Source organism: Streptomyces polyrhachis, from assembly GCF_042663125.1.
In the GTDB taxonomy this organism is placed as follows: domain Bacteria; phylum Actinomycetota; class Actinomycetes; order Streptomycetales; family Streptomycetaceae; genus Streptomyces; species Streptomyces polyrhachii.
The window spans coordinates 1-15,063 of sequence record NZ_JBHSZO010000019.1; the positions used below are offsets into that span (position 1 = coordinate 1).

General features: G+C 70.5%; 15 protein-coding genes and 1 pseudogene. 8 read left to right on the top strand and 8 right to left on the bottom strand.

All coding sequences use genetic code 11. The features are described from left to right. The 3 genes and pseudogenes from ACFQLX_RS13570 to ACFQLX_RS13580 form a co-directional block, all read right to left on the bottom strand. Positions 1-360: pseudogene (locus tag ACFQLX_RS13570) on the bottom strand (transposase); the annotation flags it as partial. Positions 361-750: 390 nt separating this feature from the next. Beyond that, the gene (locus ACFQLX_RS13575) at positions 751-1,359 is read right to left on the bottom strand and encodes a hypothetical protein (protein WP_386414755.1); all 609 of its coding nucleotides are present in this window, start codon (positions 1,357-1,359) and stop codon (positions 751-753) included. Positions 1,360-1,361: 2 nt separating this feature from the next. After that, positions 1,362-1,628, bottom strand: a complete 267-nt coding sequence (locus tag ACFQLX_RS13580) for an RNA polymerase sigma factor (RefSeq protein ID WP_386414756.1) — start codon at positions 1,626-1,628, stop codon at positions 1,362-1,364. Positions 1,629-2,632: 1,004 nt separating this feature from the next. Between ACFQLX_RS13580 and ACFQLX_RS13585 the strand changes: the two genes are divergently transcribed. Together ACFQLX_RS13585 and ACFQLX_RS13590 are read left to right on the top strand one after the other, a co-directional pair. After that, a complete protein-coding gene (locus ACFQLX_RS13585; protein WP_386414757.1) occupies positions 2,633-3,172 on the top strand; it encodes a hypothetical protein in 540 nt (179 codons plus the stop codon). 122 nt (positions 3,173-3,294) lie between these two features. Continuing rightward, a complete protein-coding gene (locus ACFQLX_RS13590; protein WP_386414758.1) occupies positions 3,295-3,648 on the top strand; it encodes a hypothetical protein in 354 nt (117 codons plus the stop codon). Positions 3,649-3,680: 32 nt separating this feature from the next. Here the strand turns inward: ACFQLX_RS13590 and ACFQLX_RS13595 are convergent, their stop codons facing one another. From ACFQLX_RS13595 to ACFQLX_RS13610, 4 genes are all read right to left on the bottom strand, one after another. Continuing rightward, positions 3,681-4,286, bottom strand: a complete 606-nt coding sequence (locus tag ACFQLX_RS13595; RefSeq protein WP_386414759.1) for a thioredoxin domain-containing protein — start codon at positions 4,284-4,286, stop codon at positions 3,681-3,683. A 72-nt stretch (positions 4,287-4,358) separates the two neighbouring features. Continuing rightward, positions 4,359-5,090 carry an acetoacetate decarboxylase gene (locus tag ACFQLX_RS13600; RefSeq protein ID WP_386414761.1) on the bottom strand — a complete coding sequence of 244 codons (732 nt, stop codon included), beginning with the start codon at positions 5,088-5,090 and terminating at the stop codon, positions 4,359-4,361. Next, complete coding sequence (locus tag ACFQLX_RS13605) at positions 5,087-6,004, bottom strand: 3-hydroxyacyl-CoA dehydrogenase family protein (RefSeq protein ID WP_386414762.1); 918 nt, start codon at positions 6,002-6,004, stop codon at positions 5,087-5,089. The genes ACFQLX_RS13600 and ACFQLX_RS13605 overlap by 4 nt, the downstream gene beginning before the upstream one ends. A 160-nt stretch (positions 6,005-6,164) precedes the next feature. After that, complete coding sequence (locus ACFQLX_RS13610) at positions 6,165-6,626, bottom strand: GreA/GreB family elongation factor (RefSeq protein ID WP_386414763.1); 462 nt, start codon at positions 6,624-6,626, stop codon at positions 6,165-6,167. Between the two features lie 224 nt (positions 6,627-6,850). Here ACFQLX_RS13610 and ACFQLX_RS13615 point away from each other — a divergent pair, with 224 nt between their 5' ends. The 4 genes from ACFQLX_RS13615 to ACFQLX_RS13630 all read left to right on the top strand — a co-directional run bounded on the left by ACFQLX_RS13615 (position 6,851) and on the right by ACFQLX_RS13630 (position 11,219). After that, positions 6,851-9,595, top strand: a complete 2,745-nt coding sequence (locus ACFQLX_RS13615) for an ATP-dependent Clp protease ATP-binding subunit (protein ID WP_386414764.1) — start codon at positions 6,851-6,853, stop codon at positions 9,593-9,595. A gap of 87 nt (positions 9,596-9,682) precedes the next feature. Then, positions 9,683-9,970 carry a hypothetical protein gene (locus ACFQLX_RS13620; RefSeq protein WP_386414765.1) on the top strand — a complete coding sequence of 96 codons (288 nt, stop codon included), beginning with the start codon at positions 9,683-9,685 and terminating at the stop codon, positions 9,968-9,970. Between the two features lie 100 nt (positions 9,971-10,070). Then, the gene (locus ACFQLX_RS13625) at positions 10,071-10,775 is read left to right on the top strand and encodes a hypothetical protein (RefSeq protein WP_386414766.1); all 705 of its coding nucleotides are present in this window, start codon (positions 10,071-10,073) and stop codon (positions 10,773-10,775) included. 132 nt (positions 10,776-10,907) lie between these two features. Further along, on the top strand, positions 10,908-11,219 hold the full coding sequence (locus ACFQLX_RS13630; protein ID WP_386414767.1) for a class I SAM-dependent methyltransferase: 312 nt from the start codon (positions 10,908-10,910) through the stop codon (positions 11,217-11,219). 124 nt (positions 11,220-11,343) lie between these two features. Here the strand turns inward: ACFQLX_RS13630 and ACFQLX_RS13635 are convergent, their stop codons facing one another. Further along, positions 11,344-11,739, bottom strand: a complete 396-nt coding sequence (locus tag ACFQLX_RS13635; RefSeq protein WP_386414769.1) for a cupin domain-containing protein — start codon at positions 11,737-11,739, stop codon at positions 11,344-11,346. A gap of 164 nt (positions 11,740-11,903) precedes the next feature. Here ACFQLX_RS13635 and ACFQLX_RS13640 point away from each other — a divergent pair, with 164 nt between their 5' ends. After that, a complete protein-coding gene (locus tag ACFQLX_RS13640) occupies positions 11,904-14,222 on the top strand; it encodes an ATP-binding protein (protein WP_386414770.1) in 2,319 nt (772 codons plus the stop codon). 205 nt (positions 14,223-14,427) lie between these two features. Further along, complete coding sequence (locus tag ACFQLX_RS13645; RefSeq protein ID WP_386414772.1) at positions 14,428-14,964, top strand: hypothetical protein; 537 nt, start codon at positions 14,428-14,430, stop codon at positions 14,962-14,964. The last annotated feature ends 99 nt before the right edge of the window (positions 14,965-15,063 follow it).

Here is a 15,063-nt window from a genome sequence, read left to right on the forward strand (position 1 = left end):
GGCTGCGACACTCCGTGTCGCTGCGACGGGATGCGATTCCTCCCGGGCGTGAACGACCGGGGTTCCTCGCAAGAGCACGCTGAACTGGGACTTGGGGACGGCCAGTACGTAGCCGACGCCCGACTGCTCCAGCAGCCGGCGGAATCGGGTGTCCTGCCCGTAGGCGGAATCCGCGGTGACCCAGGCGATGGGCAGCGGCGAGGCGAGGGCCCGCAGCACCATGTGCCGGGCCAGTTCGCCCTTGGTGGCGAACTCCCGCTCGTCGGGAACTCTTGCGGTGCGGCACCGCTCCCGGTCCTCGGTCCAGGACTTCGGGAGGTAGAGCTCGCGGTCGACCAGGGCCCGATGGCCAGGAAGAGATCGTCCAGTTCGAGGTCCCACTGCGCGGCGGCAGACTCGGTGATCACCCTCGGAGGCTGCCCCGCCGCTGTCACTACCTGCGGCGTTGCCGCACGATCGAGGGGCGATCCCCATGAGACCACCCCGCACGACCGAAGTCCCGCTACACTCCCGCCACCCGGCGAAAGACCAGGCCAGACACCGAAATCCTGCTGGACTAGGGGCAGGCTGTGCGGCTTTGAGCGGGACCGAACTGCTGCTGCTCGGCCGGTACGGCGGAGGCCAGCGCAGCCGCCAAGGCGGCACCGTCCCGACCAGCCATCTCGTCCTCCAGGCTGCGGTTCGGGTCGACCGCGGCGGCCTGCACCGTGGCGGCGGACTGCTCACCTCGTTTGGATTGACCCCGCCCCTTCAGTCCTTCCGCCAGGGCGGCGGGCAGACCGTATCGGCGGCGCGTGCCAGAGCTCCCTCGATGCGCGCCCGGGTCGTGGCGATCTCCGCGCCGTGGAAAGTGTCGGCGGGCTGGTCGCGGCGTTCGGGCACCCCTGCCAGCACGTGGCTGCCCTCCTGCCACGGCTCTCCGACTCCGGTCGGCGTCGGGTCGAGCACATCCAGCTCTATCCGCTTCTTTCCTTGAGCGGGTTTGATCCAGTCCTTGACCTCGAGAGTTACGACGACCCTGCCCTGGGCTGCTTGACGTACGGTCAGCACGTCGCCCTCGACGATGACGGGGGCGCAGGCGATCCACTCCTCCAGGCTCTGGCCGTTGTCGGCTTCCTCCCGCCCCTCCGGCGCGTTCGAGGAAGGCGCGGAGGAATCGCCGGCATTCAACGCGACGCCGATGCCCACCGCCAGAGCGGCGATGCAGGCGAGCGCGCCGGCGGTCAATGCGCCCCGCCTGCGCGCTCGTGCATGTGGCTGTGCTTCCATTCGTGCCTCCTCGTCGCCGACTACGTCGTTGATCAGGGTTAGCGCGTGGCGCAGTCGCTGTTCCTCGCGTGCTGTCATGTCGTCGCCCATGGTCAGAGCACCTCCAGATCAGCCAGCCGCCTGCGCAGGGTGGCAAGCGCCGTGTGCAGGCGACTCTTCACCGTGCCCTCGGGGATCCCGAGCCCTGTCGCAATGTCCCGTACGCTCAGATCGGCGAAGTAGCGAAGAGTGATCACCTGCCGGTGGAGTGGGGCCAGGGCTTCCAGTCCATCGGCGACTGTCAGGGCCAAGGCCCGATCCTCTGCCAGGCCGTCGCGAGATGGGCTGTCTGGCCAGCGAGCCGCCAATCGCTCGCGCAAGCCTGCGTCACGGGCTCGGCCACGGTGTCAATCGAGCGCTACCCGGGAAGCGACAACCGTTGCCCACGCCAGTGGGTTACGGATCATCGGACGCTCCGTTCCTGCCCGCTCCTCCAGTAGTTTCAGCCTGACTTGCTGCAGTCCGTCGTCGAGTTCTCTCCAGGGCACGCCTCCGAGGCTCAGTACGGTGCGCACATGCTTGATCTCTGCGGACGACACGAGCAGGGAGCGCGTGCCATCGGAAGCCCTCGTGTTGAGCCGCATCGCCGGCAAAGGCCCTTCGTCGTTTCCTCTATGACGGAGAAGTGCCGGAGAACGTTCATCCAAGCACAATCATGCTTGACGGGCCACGGTCAGCACGTGTCGGTCATCGCCCTCCCGACCAGGCCAGTCGTCAAGCTCAACACGGTCGCTCCCCGCCGGACCACCTCCGTGAACCATGACGAGTCGGTCCGGGTGTTCACACGAAGACCCACGCCCGAGTCGGTGGACGGCTTGGAGGGATACGCGCGATTGCCATGCAGCAACCAGACGGCGAATCCGCTCTCGTTGGCGGGTGAGACAACTTCGTACCAGTCGGGAGGCCGACGACCTCGTCGCCGTCGACGAATACGCCCGCTGCCGCGCACCAGCGTCCTCTTGCCAGCGCCTGGAGGATGTGCCGCGACGTGGTGTCGGGCTTTCCCGCTGCGGTGAGCAGCATCGGGGCGTCGTCCATCGCCCATCGAACCGCCTCATAAGCGCTGAAATCGGTGTCCGCGACCTGCGGACCCAGCTGGCCGACGTCCTGCACGAGAGCACCGTGCGAGGCCGGATCACGTACGTGACCAGCCGGGGGCGCCGGGTGGCGGCGGATCGTCCCGGTGGACATCGCGGAGGCGGCCGAGGAGTCGCGGCAAGGGCCGGGATCCAGCTCTTCGGCCTGAGCCAGAACGCCATACGGATACGATTTCCATCGCCCGCCACCTGCTCGCCGCAGGAGCCGATCCGCCTCGGGGGGAGACGTGCCAAGCATCGACGAGGAACGCCAACTCGCCGCAGTGGAAACGCTCGCCGCGGGATTCGTCACGGAGCAGCAGGGCCTGGACATCGCGGCCCGGCATCCCATGGTCACCGGCTCCATCGCGAGATGGATCCGCGAGACCGCTCTCGCGGGAGACCTGCGCCGGGCCCAGCGCCTTGCCAATGCAGCTGCGGCACTGCGGGCGCCGGGACTGGGGGCCGTTCTGCAGGAACTGCTCGACGCCGACATCCCTGATCTCAACAACGAAGATTTCGTGGACATCTTGGGAGACATAGGGGCAGCTGATTCCGTCGCGTGCATTCTTCGAGTGGTAGAGCGCTCGCTGGACCGGGACGCGCCCGCGTACTGGCTGACTCAGAAAGCGATCTCCTCTCTGACCGACATCGGAACGGAGAAGGCGCTCGACCATGTTCGGGGCATGACGGAGCCGATGTGGCCCAACGTCGTCCGCTGGCACGCTGCCTATGCTCTGGATATCGATGAAGAGCTCGGCTTCGATGAGGACACCATGATCGGATAGAGACCTGTCCCCGGAAGGCATGCCGACGGAAACCGTGTGGCCGGCGACCCGGCTCCGGCGGTATCGTCCCCGCTTCCCGGAGGGCCTGTCCGTCGGCTCCCCTCGCCCGAGAGCGGTTCACCATGAGCAGTCCGCCCGCGACGACGACCCTGTGGCGCCCCACCGGGCCTGCCGAGTTGGAGCTGGTGCGCGAGTCGGGGTGGCGGGCGTGGCCGCCTCGGCTTCCCGAGCAGCCCATCTTCTATCCCGTGCTCAACGAGGACTACGCCGTCAAGATCGCCCGGGACTGGAACGTGCCGCACGACGGGGCCGGCTTCGTGACCCGTTTCGAGGTCGACGCCGAATTCCTGCGCCGCTATCCCGTCCAGCAGGCCGGTGGGCAAACGATTCTCGAACTCTGGGTGCCCGCCGAGGAGTTGGACGAGTTCAACGCCCACATCGTCGGCGAGATCCAGGTGGTGCACGAGTTTCGCTGAGGTGCGGGGTGGGGACTACCGGCTCCGGCCCGCTACTTCTCCGTCTGCGCCACGAACTCCGCTGGGCTCAGCACCAGTTCGCCGTTGATGTCCACCACCGGCAGCTGCTCCTGGTCGTAACGGAAGTCCGGGGTGCCCACCGTTCCGTACGAGGAGAAGGCGCCCACCGACTCGCCCGCCCAGCGCATGTACGTGCCGTCCTGCACCTTGCGGTCGAAGGCCGGCGAGCGCAGGCCGTCGACCTTCTCCGCCACCGACAGCAGCACCGAAGGGTCGGCGTAACTGTCCGTGCCCGGGGGGAAGGGCTGGGCGGCGAGGAGGGCCGCGAGGTAGTCCATGAACGCGCTCTGGCTTTCGTCGCTCGCCGCCGCCAGCGCCGACAGGGCGCGCTGGGAGCCCTCGCCGCCGACCGTGTCGTCCAGGATCGCCGCGAAGTGGAACGCCACGCCGTAGCGGCCCTCGTCAGCACCCTTGCGGACCGTCTCCAGCAGCGCCTTCGCCATGTCGTGGCTGCCCCGGTCGCGCATCTCCAGGAAGATCTGCAGCCGGTGCGGGGCGTCGAGGTCGCCGTAGAAGAGGGTCAGGTCGCCGGTGCCGGTCGTGTGCGCGGGGGGCACGGAGGATGCGGAATCGCTCATGCTTCCGAGCGTGGCACACCCCGCCCGCGCCCACGACCGGAGCGGCCCACCGCTCCACGCAGCGCACCGCCCTCACAGGTAGTCGTGCACCACCCCCGGGCTCCCCAGCGTCAGATCCGTCAGCAGATGGCTCACCGAGACGATCTCGCGCACCGGCAGGTCCGCCAACGGCGCCATCACGTGCTCGAAGAGCTGCAGGCGGGCCGGGCCCGTCCACGCGCCCTTGATCTCGACGTCCGTGATCTCGGCGCGTACCAGCTCGCAGATGCGCGGCTGCCCGTCGAAGCCGGGGAGTTTCTTCAGCATGTACGTGGGGACGGCGATCTCCTCGCGCGCCTTGTCGACGGCGAGGGGGTAGTACTTGTAGCCCATGGTGGCCGTCGCCACCCGCACCGAGCCGTAGTCGAGCGTGCCCGTCAGGGTGTCGGTCTCCAGCGCCAGGCGGGGGCTGCCGAGCTTCTTGGGGTACGCGCCCAGTTCGCGCCCGGAGGCGATGGCGGCGAAGTCGTCGACGTACATCGCCATGTTGTACTCGCCGCGTACGCCGTCGAGTTCGACCACCGCCAGCTGCCCGCACTCGGTGTAGTCGCCCAGCCCCGTCACGTCCGGCATCCGCATGACCTCGAAGCGCACCAGCGGTTCGGGGATGGTCAGCGGTTCGGGGACGAAGCGGCGCAGCGCCTCGGGGTCGGTGCGGTAGACGATGTTGAAGTACTCGCGGTCGACGAACTTGTAGCGCGTCTTGGGAAAGGCCGGCGCCCCCAGGGGCGTGGTCCACTCCGCGACGACGTCCTCGGCCTTCACCGCTCGGCCTTCTCCAGGGCGACGGTGGTGTCGCCGGGGCCGACGGGCTCGCCGTCCTTGCCGTACATGTAGAAGCCCTGGCCGGTCTTGACGCCGAGGTGGCCGGCGTCGACGTACTTCTTCAGCAGCTCGCGCGGGCCCTTGGGGAGGTTGGGGTTCTCGGCGGCGTAGTGGGACTCGATGTCCAGGACGACGTCCAGGCCGACGTGGTCCATCATCAGGAACGGCCCGGCGGGCGTCCCCATGTTGATCCTCCACATGGCGTCGACGTCCTGCGGGGTGGAGACGCCCTCGGCGACCACCTCCAGGGCCTCGCGCTTGATGGCGGCCCAGATGCGGTTGAAGATGAAGCCGGTCGACTCCTTGCGCGCCAGGAAGGGGTGCAGGCCGTACTGGGGCAGCACCTTCTCCAGGAAGGTGAAGATCGCCGGGTCGGTGTGTCCGTCGGACATCATGTCGAGCGCGTTCTGCAGCGGCGGCATGTAGAAGTGCATGTTCAGCACGCGCTCGGGGTGCTTGACGTTGTCGATGAACTCGCTGGAGGCGTACGAGGAGGAGTTGCTCGCCAGGATCGCGTCCGGCTCGGCCAGCGCGTCGAGCTTGCCGAAGATGTCGCGCTTGAGGTCGAGGTGCTCGGGAACGGCCTCGATGACGAGCCAGGCGTCGGCGACGGCGTCCTTCTGGCTGTCGGTGATGTCGACGCGGCCGGGGGTGCCGCCGACCTTGGCGGCGACCTTGGCGATGTTCGCGTCGACGTAGGCGCGGGCGTCCTCCAGGGCGGGCTTGGAGGGGTCGCAGATACGGACCTCGCCGCCCCGGTCGCAGAACATCAGGGCGATCCGGCGGCCGAGGGTGCCTGCGCCGATGACCGCGACCGGGCGGCTCTCGATGGCAGTGGGGAGGGTGAACGCCATGCGTCTCCTGCTTTCGGGGGGAGGTTCGTCGGGGTCGCGACGAGGCCGCCCAAAAGCCGGGTCGGGCCCGCGCGCCGCTCTCAGCTTCGGTGCGGCGCCGGGCCGCGGCCAGCGGTGTTGGTGCAGTCGGGCGACGCGGCCGTCCCCGCCCCGTACGCCCTCAGCCCCCCAGCGACACCACCGTCGCGCCCGCCTCGCCCTGCGGGGTCAGGTAGCTGACGCTGTCGCCGGCGCGGCGGCCCAGGAGGGCCCGGCCCAGCGGGCTGTCGGCGGTCACCAGCGTCGGGTCGAGTTCGTCGGCGACCTCGCCGACCCGCAGCGTCGACTCGCCGCCGTCGGAGAAGCGCACCGTGACGGAGCTGCCCACGCCGATGACGCCCTCGGGCGGCGGCCCGGCGATCTCCGCCTGGCGGATGCGGGTCTCCAGCTCGGCGATGCGCCCGTCGAGGCGGGTGGCGTCGGTGGCGCGCTGCAGTTCGTCGGCCGCGTCCGCCGCGTCGCCCGCGACGTCGTCGCTGCGGAAGGTCGCGGCGACGGCCGCGCGTTCGGTACGCAGGTCGGCGAGCTTGTGCTGCAGCTGCTCCAGCGCGTGCGGGCTGATGGGCTCGGGGTCGCCAGTCATGTGCGGTGCTCCGGGGGTGAGTTGGGGCCGTAACAGGAGGGTGTACGGGGCCCTGCGGGCGCCGCGCACACCCCCATTACCCCACCGCGCGCCGCCGCGCGCACCCGATCGTCCGCCTCGACAGGAGACGTGGGTGCCTCCCCTCGCCTTGGCCCCTTCCGATTGCGGAGTGCGCCGCTCCGCGTTTCAGTGGGGATGACCCCTACCGCGGATACGGAGCCGTTATGTCGATGTCGTTCGGTTCGTCCGACCCGTTCAGCGATCCCTTCGGCGATCTGCTGAACCGCTTCTTCGGGATGTCGCCGCAGACATCGCCGCCGGCCGTGCAGCGGGTGCCCATCGGGCGGCTGCTGACGGAGTCCTCCCACGAGCTGCTCAACCTGGCCGCCGGCAAGGCCATGGACGACGGCACCTCCGACCTGGACACCGAGCACCTGCTGTGGGCGGCGACGAAGGTCGAGCCCGCCCGCACGCTGCTCAAGCAGGTCGGTGTCGAGCCCGACGAGCTGGCCGACCTGGTCGCCGAGGCGCTGCCCTACGAGTCGGGTACGCCCTCGGCCGAGCCGGGCCTGACGCCCGCCGCCAAGCGCACCCTGGCCAACGCCTACCAGCAGTCCCGGGCCGCCGGCGCCGACTACATCGGCCCCGAGCACATCCTCTCCGCGCTGCTGGACGGCGAGGGCTCCGGGGCGACGAAGCTGCTGCGCGCCGAGGGCCTGGACACGGACCGCATCGCGCGCCGTACGGAGGAGGCGACCCGCGGCGAGGGGCAGCCCGGCTCGGGCCGCAGGCCGCAGAAGGGTGGCAGGGGTATGCAGGGTGCGCAGGGCAAGGAAGGCCAGGAGTCGGCGCTGGAGGAGTTCGGGCGCAATCTGACCGACGAGGCCCGCGAGGGCAAGCTCGACCCGGTCGTCGGCCGCGGCGAGGAGATCGAGCAGACCGTGGAGATCCTCTCGCGGCGCTCGAAGAACAACCCCGTCCTGATCGGTGAGCCCGGTGTGGGCAAGACCGCCATCGTGGAGGGCCTGGCCCAGCGCATCGTCGCCGGGGACGTGCCCGAGACGCTGAAGGACAAGGAGGTCATCTCGCTGGACCTGTCGGGCATGGTGGCGGGCGCGCAGTACCGCGGCCAGTTCGAGGAGCGCCTGAAGAAGGTCATCAAGGACGTCCAGGACTCCGAGGGCGACATCATCCTGTTCATCGACGAGCTGCACACCGTCGTCGGCGCGGGCGCGACCGGCGAGGGCTCGATGGACGCGGGCAACATGCTCAAGCCGGCGCTGGCGCGCGGCGAGCTGCACGTGGTGGGCGCGACGACCATCGACGAGTACCGCAAGCACGTGGAGAAGGACGCCGCGCTGGAGCGGCGCTTCCAGCCGGTGCTGGTGCCCGAACCCAGCGTGGACGAGACGGTCGTCATCCTGGAGGGCCTGCGCGACGCCTACGAGGCCCACCACAACGTGCGCTTCACCGACGACGCGCTGGCCGCCGCGGCCGTACTGTCCGACCGCTACATCGGCGACCGCTTCCTGCCCGACAAGGCCATCGACGTGATGGACCAGGCCGGCGCCCGGGTGCGGCTGCGCAGCGCGGCGCGCTCCACGAAGATCGTGGAGTGCGAGGACAGGATCGCCAAGCTGCGCCGGGAGCGCGACCAGGCCATCGCCGCCGAGGACTACGACAAGGCGGGCCGGCTGAAGAAGGAGATCGCCACCGCCGAGGCGGAGCTGGCGGGTATCGACGAGCGCCGCGAGGGGGTCGTGTCGGTCACCGAGAAGGACATGGCCGACGTCGTCTCCAAGCGCACCGGCATCCCCGTCTCGCAGCTCACCGAGAGCGAGAAGGAGAAGCTCCTCCAGCTCGAGAGCGCGATGCACGACCGCATCGTCGGCCAGGACGAGGCCGTCACCGTGGTGTGCGAGGCGGTACGCCGCAACCGCTCCGGCATGGGCGACCCCGACCGGCCCGTCGGCTCGTTCCTCTTCCTGGGCCCGACGGGTGTCGGCAAGACGGAGGTCGCCAAGACCCTCGCCGAGATCCTCTTCGGCAGCCCGGACAAGCTCGTGCGCTTCGACATGAGCGAGTTCCAGGAGAAGCACACCGTCTCGCGGCTGGTGGGCGCCCCTCCCGGATACGTCGGGTACGAGGAGGCCGGCCAGCTCACGGAGAAGGTGCGGCGCAACCCGTACTGCGTGGTCCTCTTCGACGAGATCGAGAAGGCCCACCCGGACGTCTTCAACATCCTGCTGCAGATCCTGGACGACGGCCGCCTGACCGACGGCCAGGGCCGCACGGTGGACTTCCGGCACTGCGTCGTCATCATGACGTCGAACCTCGGCTCGCACCTCATCCTCGCGCACGACGGTGAAGTGGACGAGATCAAGGACCAGTTGATGGACGAGCTCAAGGCGCACTTCCGCCCCGAGTTCCTCAACCGCATCGACGACATCGTGGTCTTCTCCGGTCTGAAGGAGAAGGACCTCGAGCAGATCCTGACGCTGATGCTGGCCCAGAGCGAGGGCCGCGTCCGGGCGCAGGACATGGAGCTGAAGGTCACTGAGGGGGCGCGCAAGTTCCTCATCGACCACGGCTACCAGCCGGAGTTCGGCGCCCGGCCGCTGCGCCGCACGATCCAGAAGGAGCTGGACAACCGCCTCGCGTCGCTCATGCTCAGCGGGGACGCGGAGCCCGGCGACACGATCGTGGTGGACCTGGAGGACGGCACCCTGCACACGGCGGTGGTCAAGCCGGGCGAGGAGTCGCCGCAGAAGTCCACGGGCGGGAAGGGCTCCACGGCGAAGGACGCGGCAAAGGAGCCGGCGAAGGAGACCGGGGGTGCGAAGCCGGCGGCGAAGAAGAAGCCCGCCGCCTCCGCCAAGAGCGCGTCCGGCAGCGGGCAGGCGTCCCAGGAGGGGAGTCCGCAGTCGGGCGGCGACGGTAAGGACGGGCCGAAGAAGCCCAAGAAGTAGTCGCAGCCAGGCAGTTCGCTCGGGGTTTTTCCGAGGACGCGCCGGGCGCCCGCGCCGGGCGCGTCCCGCGGCTCTGAAGGAGTAGCTGTGTCTCATCACCACAAGTCCAACGACGAGGTCGAGGGCAACCCGGACACCGGCCACAGCCGCGGCATGCCGCTGCGTCCGGACGTAGAGGAGCTGCAGGAGCGCACCACGGCGGACCGCCTGCTGGCCGGGCTGCCGGCCGAGGGGGCGCCCGACGAGGAGGTCCTCTACGAGGAGGAGTGGACGGAGATCGGCCGCGAAGCCGCGGACGGCGAGATCCGTACGGGCAAGGAGACGCGCAGGGAGCGCTCCGAGACGCCGCCGCCCTCGCACTACGACGGGGACTGACGGGCGGGGCCGTCCGCGGGGCCGCCCGCGGGGTCATCAGCACGGCGGCGCCCCCGGCCTGATCGGGCCGGGGGCGCCGGGTCGGAGAACGGGGTTCGCCATGGCCGAGGACGGGCACGAGCACGACACCAGCGACGGCGGGCAGGACCGGCGCCCCAGGGCCGGGGCCGCCCACCTGGGCGTCTCGGCCGCGGTGGTCGCGCTGCTGTTCGTCATCCTGCGGCTGCTGGCGGTCACCCACTACGAGTGGGACGTGGCCTTCGCCCTCTCGGACTCGATCAACTTCGGCGACAGCCTGGGCGTCCTGATCGGCACGTTCCTGGGCGAGACCCGGTGGAGCATGACGCTGCTGGCCTTCCTGCTCCCGCTGCTGGCCGCGGGCCATCTGCGCCGGCTGCGGAGCGGCCAGTGGTTCATCGGCCACACGCTGGCCCTCATCGTCCTGGGCTGCGTGTTCGTCGCCGCCGTCATCACCTTCCGCGCCTGGCCCGCGCTGATCGTCCTCGCCGTGATGTCCGCGCTGCAGCTGCTCCTCCGGCGCACCCGCCTGGGCCTGGAGGTCATCAGGAAGCTCAGCGCGCGGACGGGCCTGCTCACCATGGCGGCCGTCCTCCTCATGGCCGGCGGCAGCGACACCATGTGGGTCCCGAAGGAGCGCATCGAACTGCGCCACGGTCAGCACGAGTTGACCGGCTACGTGGTCTCCGACACCGGGGCGTTCGTGAAGGTGCTCACGGAGGACGAGCGCCGGATCGAGATCCTGAGCGACGACGACATCGCCAAGCGCACCGAGACCGAGGACTGAGGACTGAGGACTGAGGGCGCCTCCTCCCACCGGCGCCTTGTGGGGACGGCACGGCGACGCATATCGTCCCGATGTATCAACTCGATATATCGGGTCGGCAGTTGCGGCCGCCCGCGCACGCCGGAGGTACGGATGAGGCAGATCGACTGCGACACCGGGCAGCACCGGCACTACGCGCGCGGCCGCGCGCTCGGCCCGGAGCAGCTGCGGGCGTGGCTCGACGCGTTCGAGGCGGTGCTGCCCGAGCGGCGCCCGCTGGCCGGGCTGGACGTGGGCTCGGGGACCGGCAGGTTCAGCCCCGCCCTGGCGGAGGCGTTCGGGCCGCTCACCGGCGTCGAGCCGTCGGTATGGAGGAGGCCGTCGCCGCCGACCCCGACGCCCCGGCCCCGGTCTTCCCCGAGACCCTGCTCACGCTCCAACAGCCCTCGTAACGCGGTGAGATGAGGGCAGGGGCCGTACGCCGCCGAGCGCCTGCCGGAGTTGTTGCGCGAGAACACCCCGCGCGCGAACACCCCGGCGGTCGAGGGCAGCCCCGGGCACCGGCAGGCGACGGCCCCTCCCCCGCGCCTCAACCACCCAGCGCGTGCCCGGTCGTTGCGTCCACGTGGCCCGGGACCTCCTCGTGGCGGTCGCCCACGCTCAGCGTCCCGGTGGGCTCGAACATGAGGATCGCGGCGCCGGACGGGGCCGACGGCCTGTGCTCCGTCCCCCGGGGGACGGTGAAGACCGACCCCTTGGGCAGTACGACCGTGCGCTCCCCGCCCGCCTCGCGCAGGGAGATGCGCAGCTCTCCGTCGAGTACGAGGAAGAACTCGTCGGTGTGGTCGTGGACGTGCCAGACGTGCTCGCCCTCGACCTTGGCGACACGGACGTCGTAGTCGTTGACGTGTGCGACGACGCGGGGGCTCCACAGGGCCTCGAAGGAGGCCAGTGCCTGGGCGAGGGCGATGGGTTCGGTGTCCATGGACGCATCCTGACCGACCCCGCGCCCCCGCCGCCAGTAGCGCGGGGCGTGCGCGGACACTCCACCCGGACCGGTCGTGAATCGTCCTATGCGGCCGCATCCCCCATGCGGACATGAGAGTCTCAACTCAGGTCGCTTGCACACCGCTTGCACGGAGGATCCCCTTGACACAGTGGACCTGGGCCACCCCTCGGGCCCGTAACGAGCCGACGCTGTTCATCGGGCGCGCCAAGGAGCTGGACGCCGTGCGCGGCGCGGTGACGACGGCGCGGGTCGTCACGCTCACCGGGCCCGGCGGCGTGGGCAAGAGCCGCGTCGCCCTGCGGGCCGCCCACGAGCTGTCGGTCGACTTCGCCGACGGGGTGAGCATCGTCGAGCTGAGCGGTCTGCGCGACGCCGAGCTGCTCCCCCACACGGTCGCCGCCGCGGTGGGGCTGCCCGAGATCGCGGCGCAGGACTCGATGGGCCAGCTGATCGACTACTTCGCCGACAAGCAGGCGCTCCTGGTGCTGGACACCTGCGAGCACCTGGTGGACGCGATGGCGATGTTCGTCGACATCCTCCTGCACAACTCCTCCGGGCTCGTCCTCCTGCTGACCAGCCGCCAACCCGTGGCGCTGGCGGGCGAGTTCGTCCTGGCCATCCCGCCGATGGCGGAGCCGGCGGCGGACGCGACGGAGGACAGCAACGACGCCCTGGCGCTGTTCGCGTCGCGGGCCAGGGCCGCACTGCCGTCCTTCGAGTTGAACGAGGGCACCCGCGCCGAGGTCATCGCGCTGTGCCGGCGACTGGACGGCATCCCGCTGGCCATCGAGCTGGCCGCCGTACGGGTGCGCACGATGCCGCTGGAGCAGATCCTCGCCCGCCTCGACGACCGCTTCCGCCTGCTGTCCGGGGTGCGCTCGGCCCAGGCGCGCCACCAGACGCTGCGTACCACGATCGAGTGGAGCCACGAGCTGTGCTCGCCGCAGGAGCAGGAGCTGTGGGCGTGCCTGTCGGTGTTCGCCGGCGGCTTCACGCTGGAGGCCGTCGAGGCGGTCAGCGAGGGCTGCGGGGTGGCGTCCTGGGACGTACTGGACCTGCTGGGCGCCCTGGTGGACAAGTCGGTGGTGCACCGGGTGGACGGCCCCGTCGAGCACCGCTACCGGATGCTCGACACGGTCCGCGAGTACGGCGCCGAGCGCCTGAAGGCGCTGGGCCGCACCGAGGAGTACGGGCACCGCCACCGCGACTTCTTCCTCGCCACCGCCACGCGGGCGGGCGAGGAGTGGCTGAGCGACAAGCAGACCGAGTGGGTGCGCCGCCTGACCGCCGACCTCGACAACTGCCGGGTCGCCATCGAGTTCTCCGTCGCGCATCCCGGCGACGGGGCCGCGCTGCGGCTGGTGAACGGCCTGTGGGGGCTGTGGCTGGGCGCGAGCAGGCTCACCGAGGCCCGGCGCTGGACGGACAAGGCGCTGCTCGCCGAGCCCGAGGCGGGCGTGGACCACGGCGTCGCGCTGTACTTCGCCTCCTACTACGCGCTGCTGCAGTCCGACCGCGCCGCCAGCGAGACGGTCCGGCGCTGCCGGGCGACGGCCGAGCTGCTCGACGACGACTTCCTGCGCGGGCGCACCTCGGCCGTGGAGGCGTTCGAGGTCCTCATGTGGGGCCGCGACACCGACCGGGCGCAGGCGATGTTCGAGAGGTCGCGGGCGGAGCTCGCCGACTCCGGCGACCTCTTCCCGCTGATCGCCGGCTACATCAACACCGCGGTGTTCCTCGCCGGCCACGGTGAGCCGGAGCTGGCGCTGCAGGAGACGAAGACCGCCCTGGAGAAGCTGGCGCACATCCCCCGGGAGCGCTGGGCGCGCAACTACATGCTGATCACGCAGATGCTGGCCCTGTGGGCGGTCGGCAAGCTGGAGGACAGCCGCGAGCTGGGGCAGTCCGTACTGCCGTCCATCGCCGAGCAGGGCGAGACGATGAGCCTCGCCGCCACGGTGGAGTTCCTGTCCTGGGTGGCCGGTGCGGAGCACGAGCACGAACTGGCCGCGACGCTGCTCGGCGGCGCGACCACGCTGTGGCGCCAGGTGGGGGCCACGCTGTGGGGCGTACGGGCCCTGAACACGCTGCACACCGACATCGAGAACACCCTGATGCTCAGCCTGGGCGCCGAGCGCTTCAGCCAGGCATACACCCACGGGACGATGCTCCCCGTCCCCGAGCTGGTCGACCTCGCCCTCGGCCGCGCGCCGGAGACCGCGCGCGTGCCACCGCAGGACCGGCGCGACGGCAGCGCCCTGGGCCCGCTCACCCCGCGCGAGCGCGAGGTCGCGGCCCTGATCGCGGAGGGGCTGAGCAACCGGCAGATCGCGGAGCGGCTGGTGATCTCCAAGCGCACGGCGGACGCGCATGTCGACCACATCCTCACCAAGTTGGGCTTCAACTCACGGGCGCAGGTCGCGGCGATGGTGGACGCGAGGAAGCCGAACGGGGGGTGAGGGGCGGCCCCGCAGGACCCGTGCCGGGGCCCCCGTCCCATCCGGAAGATCACCTTCGGGTGGATCGCGATCATTCTCGCTTGCGGCGCAAGCGAACCCCCTAGCGTCTGACGCATGGTCAGTTCTTCGCACGAGGCGTTGCACCGGATCTTCCAGGAGGACACCGGCCTGCTGATCCGCACCTTCGAGCATCTGCTGGGCGTCGATGGTGGTCCGGCCGCTGGTCCTGGGGCCGGACAACGTGCCCGTGGTCGAGAACGAGCGCCAGGCGGCCCAGGACGTACCGCTCGCGGTGTTCTCGGCGATCACGCACAGTAAGGGGGAGGCGGCGCCTGCCATACTGGAGGCGGTGGCCGCCGCGCTGGGGACACTCGACCCGGACACGGCAGTGATCTTCGCGGAGTACGTGGAAGCCGGTCTGCCCGAGGGCGCGGCACGATCAAGGTGGAGGGCGTTGATGAGCACACTCGGCTATTTCTTCCGCTCGGAGGCCGCCGAGCAGGTCCGCGAGGAGGGGCGCGAGCAGGGCGCGGTGCGCCAGGCCGCGCGTACCGTGCTGAACATCCTCGACCACCGGGGGATCGAGGTCCCGGAGGCGGCTCGCGCGCGGATTCTGGGCTGTACGGACATAGGGCTTCTGGAGCTGTGGTCGCTGCGGGCACTGAGCGCGCCGGATGCCGAAGCCCTGTTCACGCCGGACGCTGGCGACGCGGGCGCGCCCCGTGCCGGCGACGGGGGCTGACAGGGTCTGACGGACGGCGGCGGCGCGAGATCCTCGCCGAACCGGGAGCGGTCCCACGAGACGGTGGCCGCACCGTGCAGGGCCACCTGCCCAACCGGC

Coding starts and splice junctions, on each gene's coding strand:
- ACFQLX_RS13575 (WP_386414755.1), bottom strand. CDS start 1,359: ATGGGCGACGACATGACAGCACGCGAGGAACAGCGACTGCGCCACGCG.
- ACFQLX_RS13590 (WP_386414758.1), top strand. CDS start 3,295: ATGAGCAGTCCGCCCGCGACGACGACCCTGTGGCGCCCCACCGGGCCT.
- ACFQLX_RS13595 (WP_386414759.1), bottom strand. CDS start 4,286: ATGAGCGATTCCGCATCCTCCGTGCCCCCCGCGCACACGACCGGCACC.
- ACFQLX_RS13605 (WP_386414762.1), bottom strand. CDS start 6,004: ATGGCGTTCACCCTCCCCACTGCCATCGAGAGCCGCCCGGTCGCGGTC.
- ACFQLX_RS13610 (WP_386414763.1), bottom strand. CDS start 6,626: ATGACTGGCGACCCCGAGCCCATCAGCCCGCACGCGCTGGAGCAGCTG.
- ACFQLX_RS13615 (WP_386414764.1), top strand. CDS start 6,851: ATGTCGATGTCGTTCGGTTCGTCCGACCCGTTCAGCGATCCCTTCGGC.
- ACFQLX_RS13625 (WP_386414766.1), top strand. CDS start 10,071: ATGGCCGAGGACGGGCACGAGCACGACACCAGCGACGGCGGGCAGGAC.
- ACFQLX_RS13630 (WP_386414767.1), top strand. CDS start 10,908: ATGAGGCAGATCGACTGCGACACCGGGCAGCACCGGCACTACGCGCGC.
- ACFQLX_RS13635 (WP_386414769.1), bottom strand. CDS start 11,739: ATGGACACCGAACCCATCGCCCTCGCCCAGGCACTGGCCTCCTTCGAG.
- ACFQLX_RS13645 (WP_386414772.1), top strand. CDS start 14,428: ATGGTGGTCCGGCCGCTGGTCCTGGGGCCGGACAACGTGCCCGTGGTC.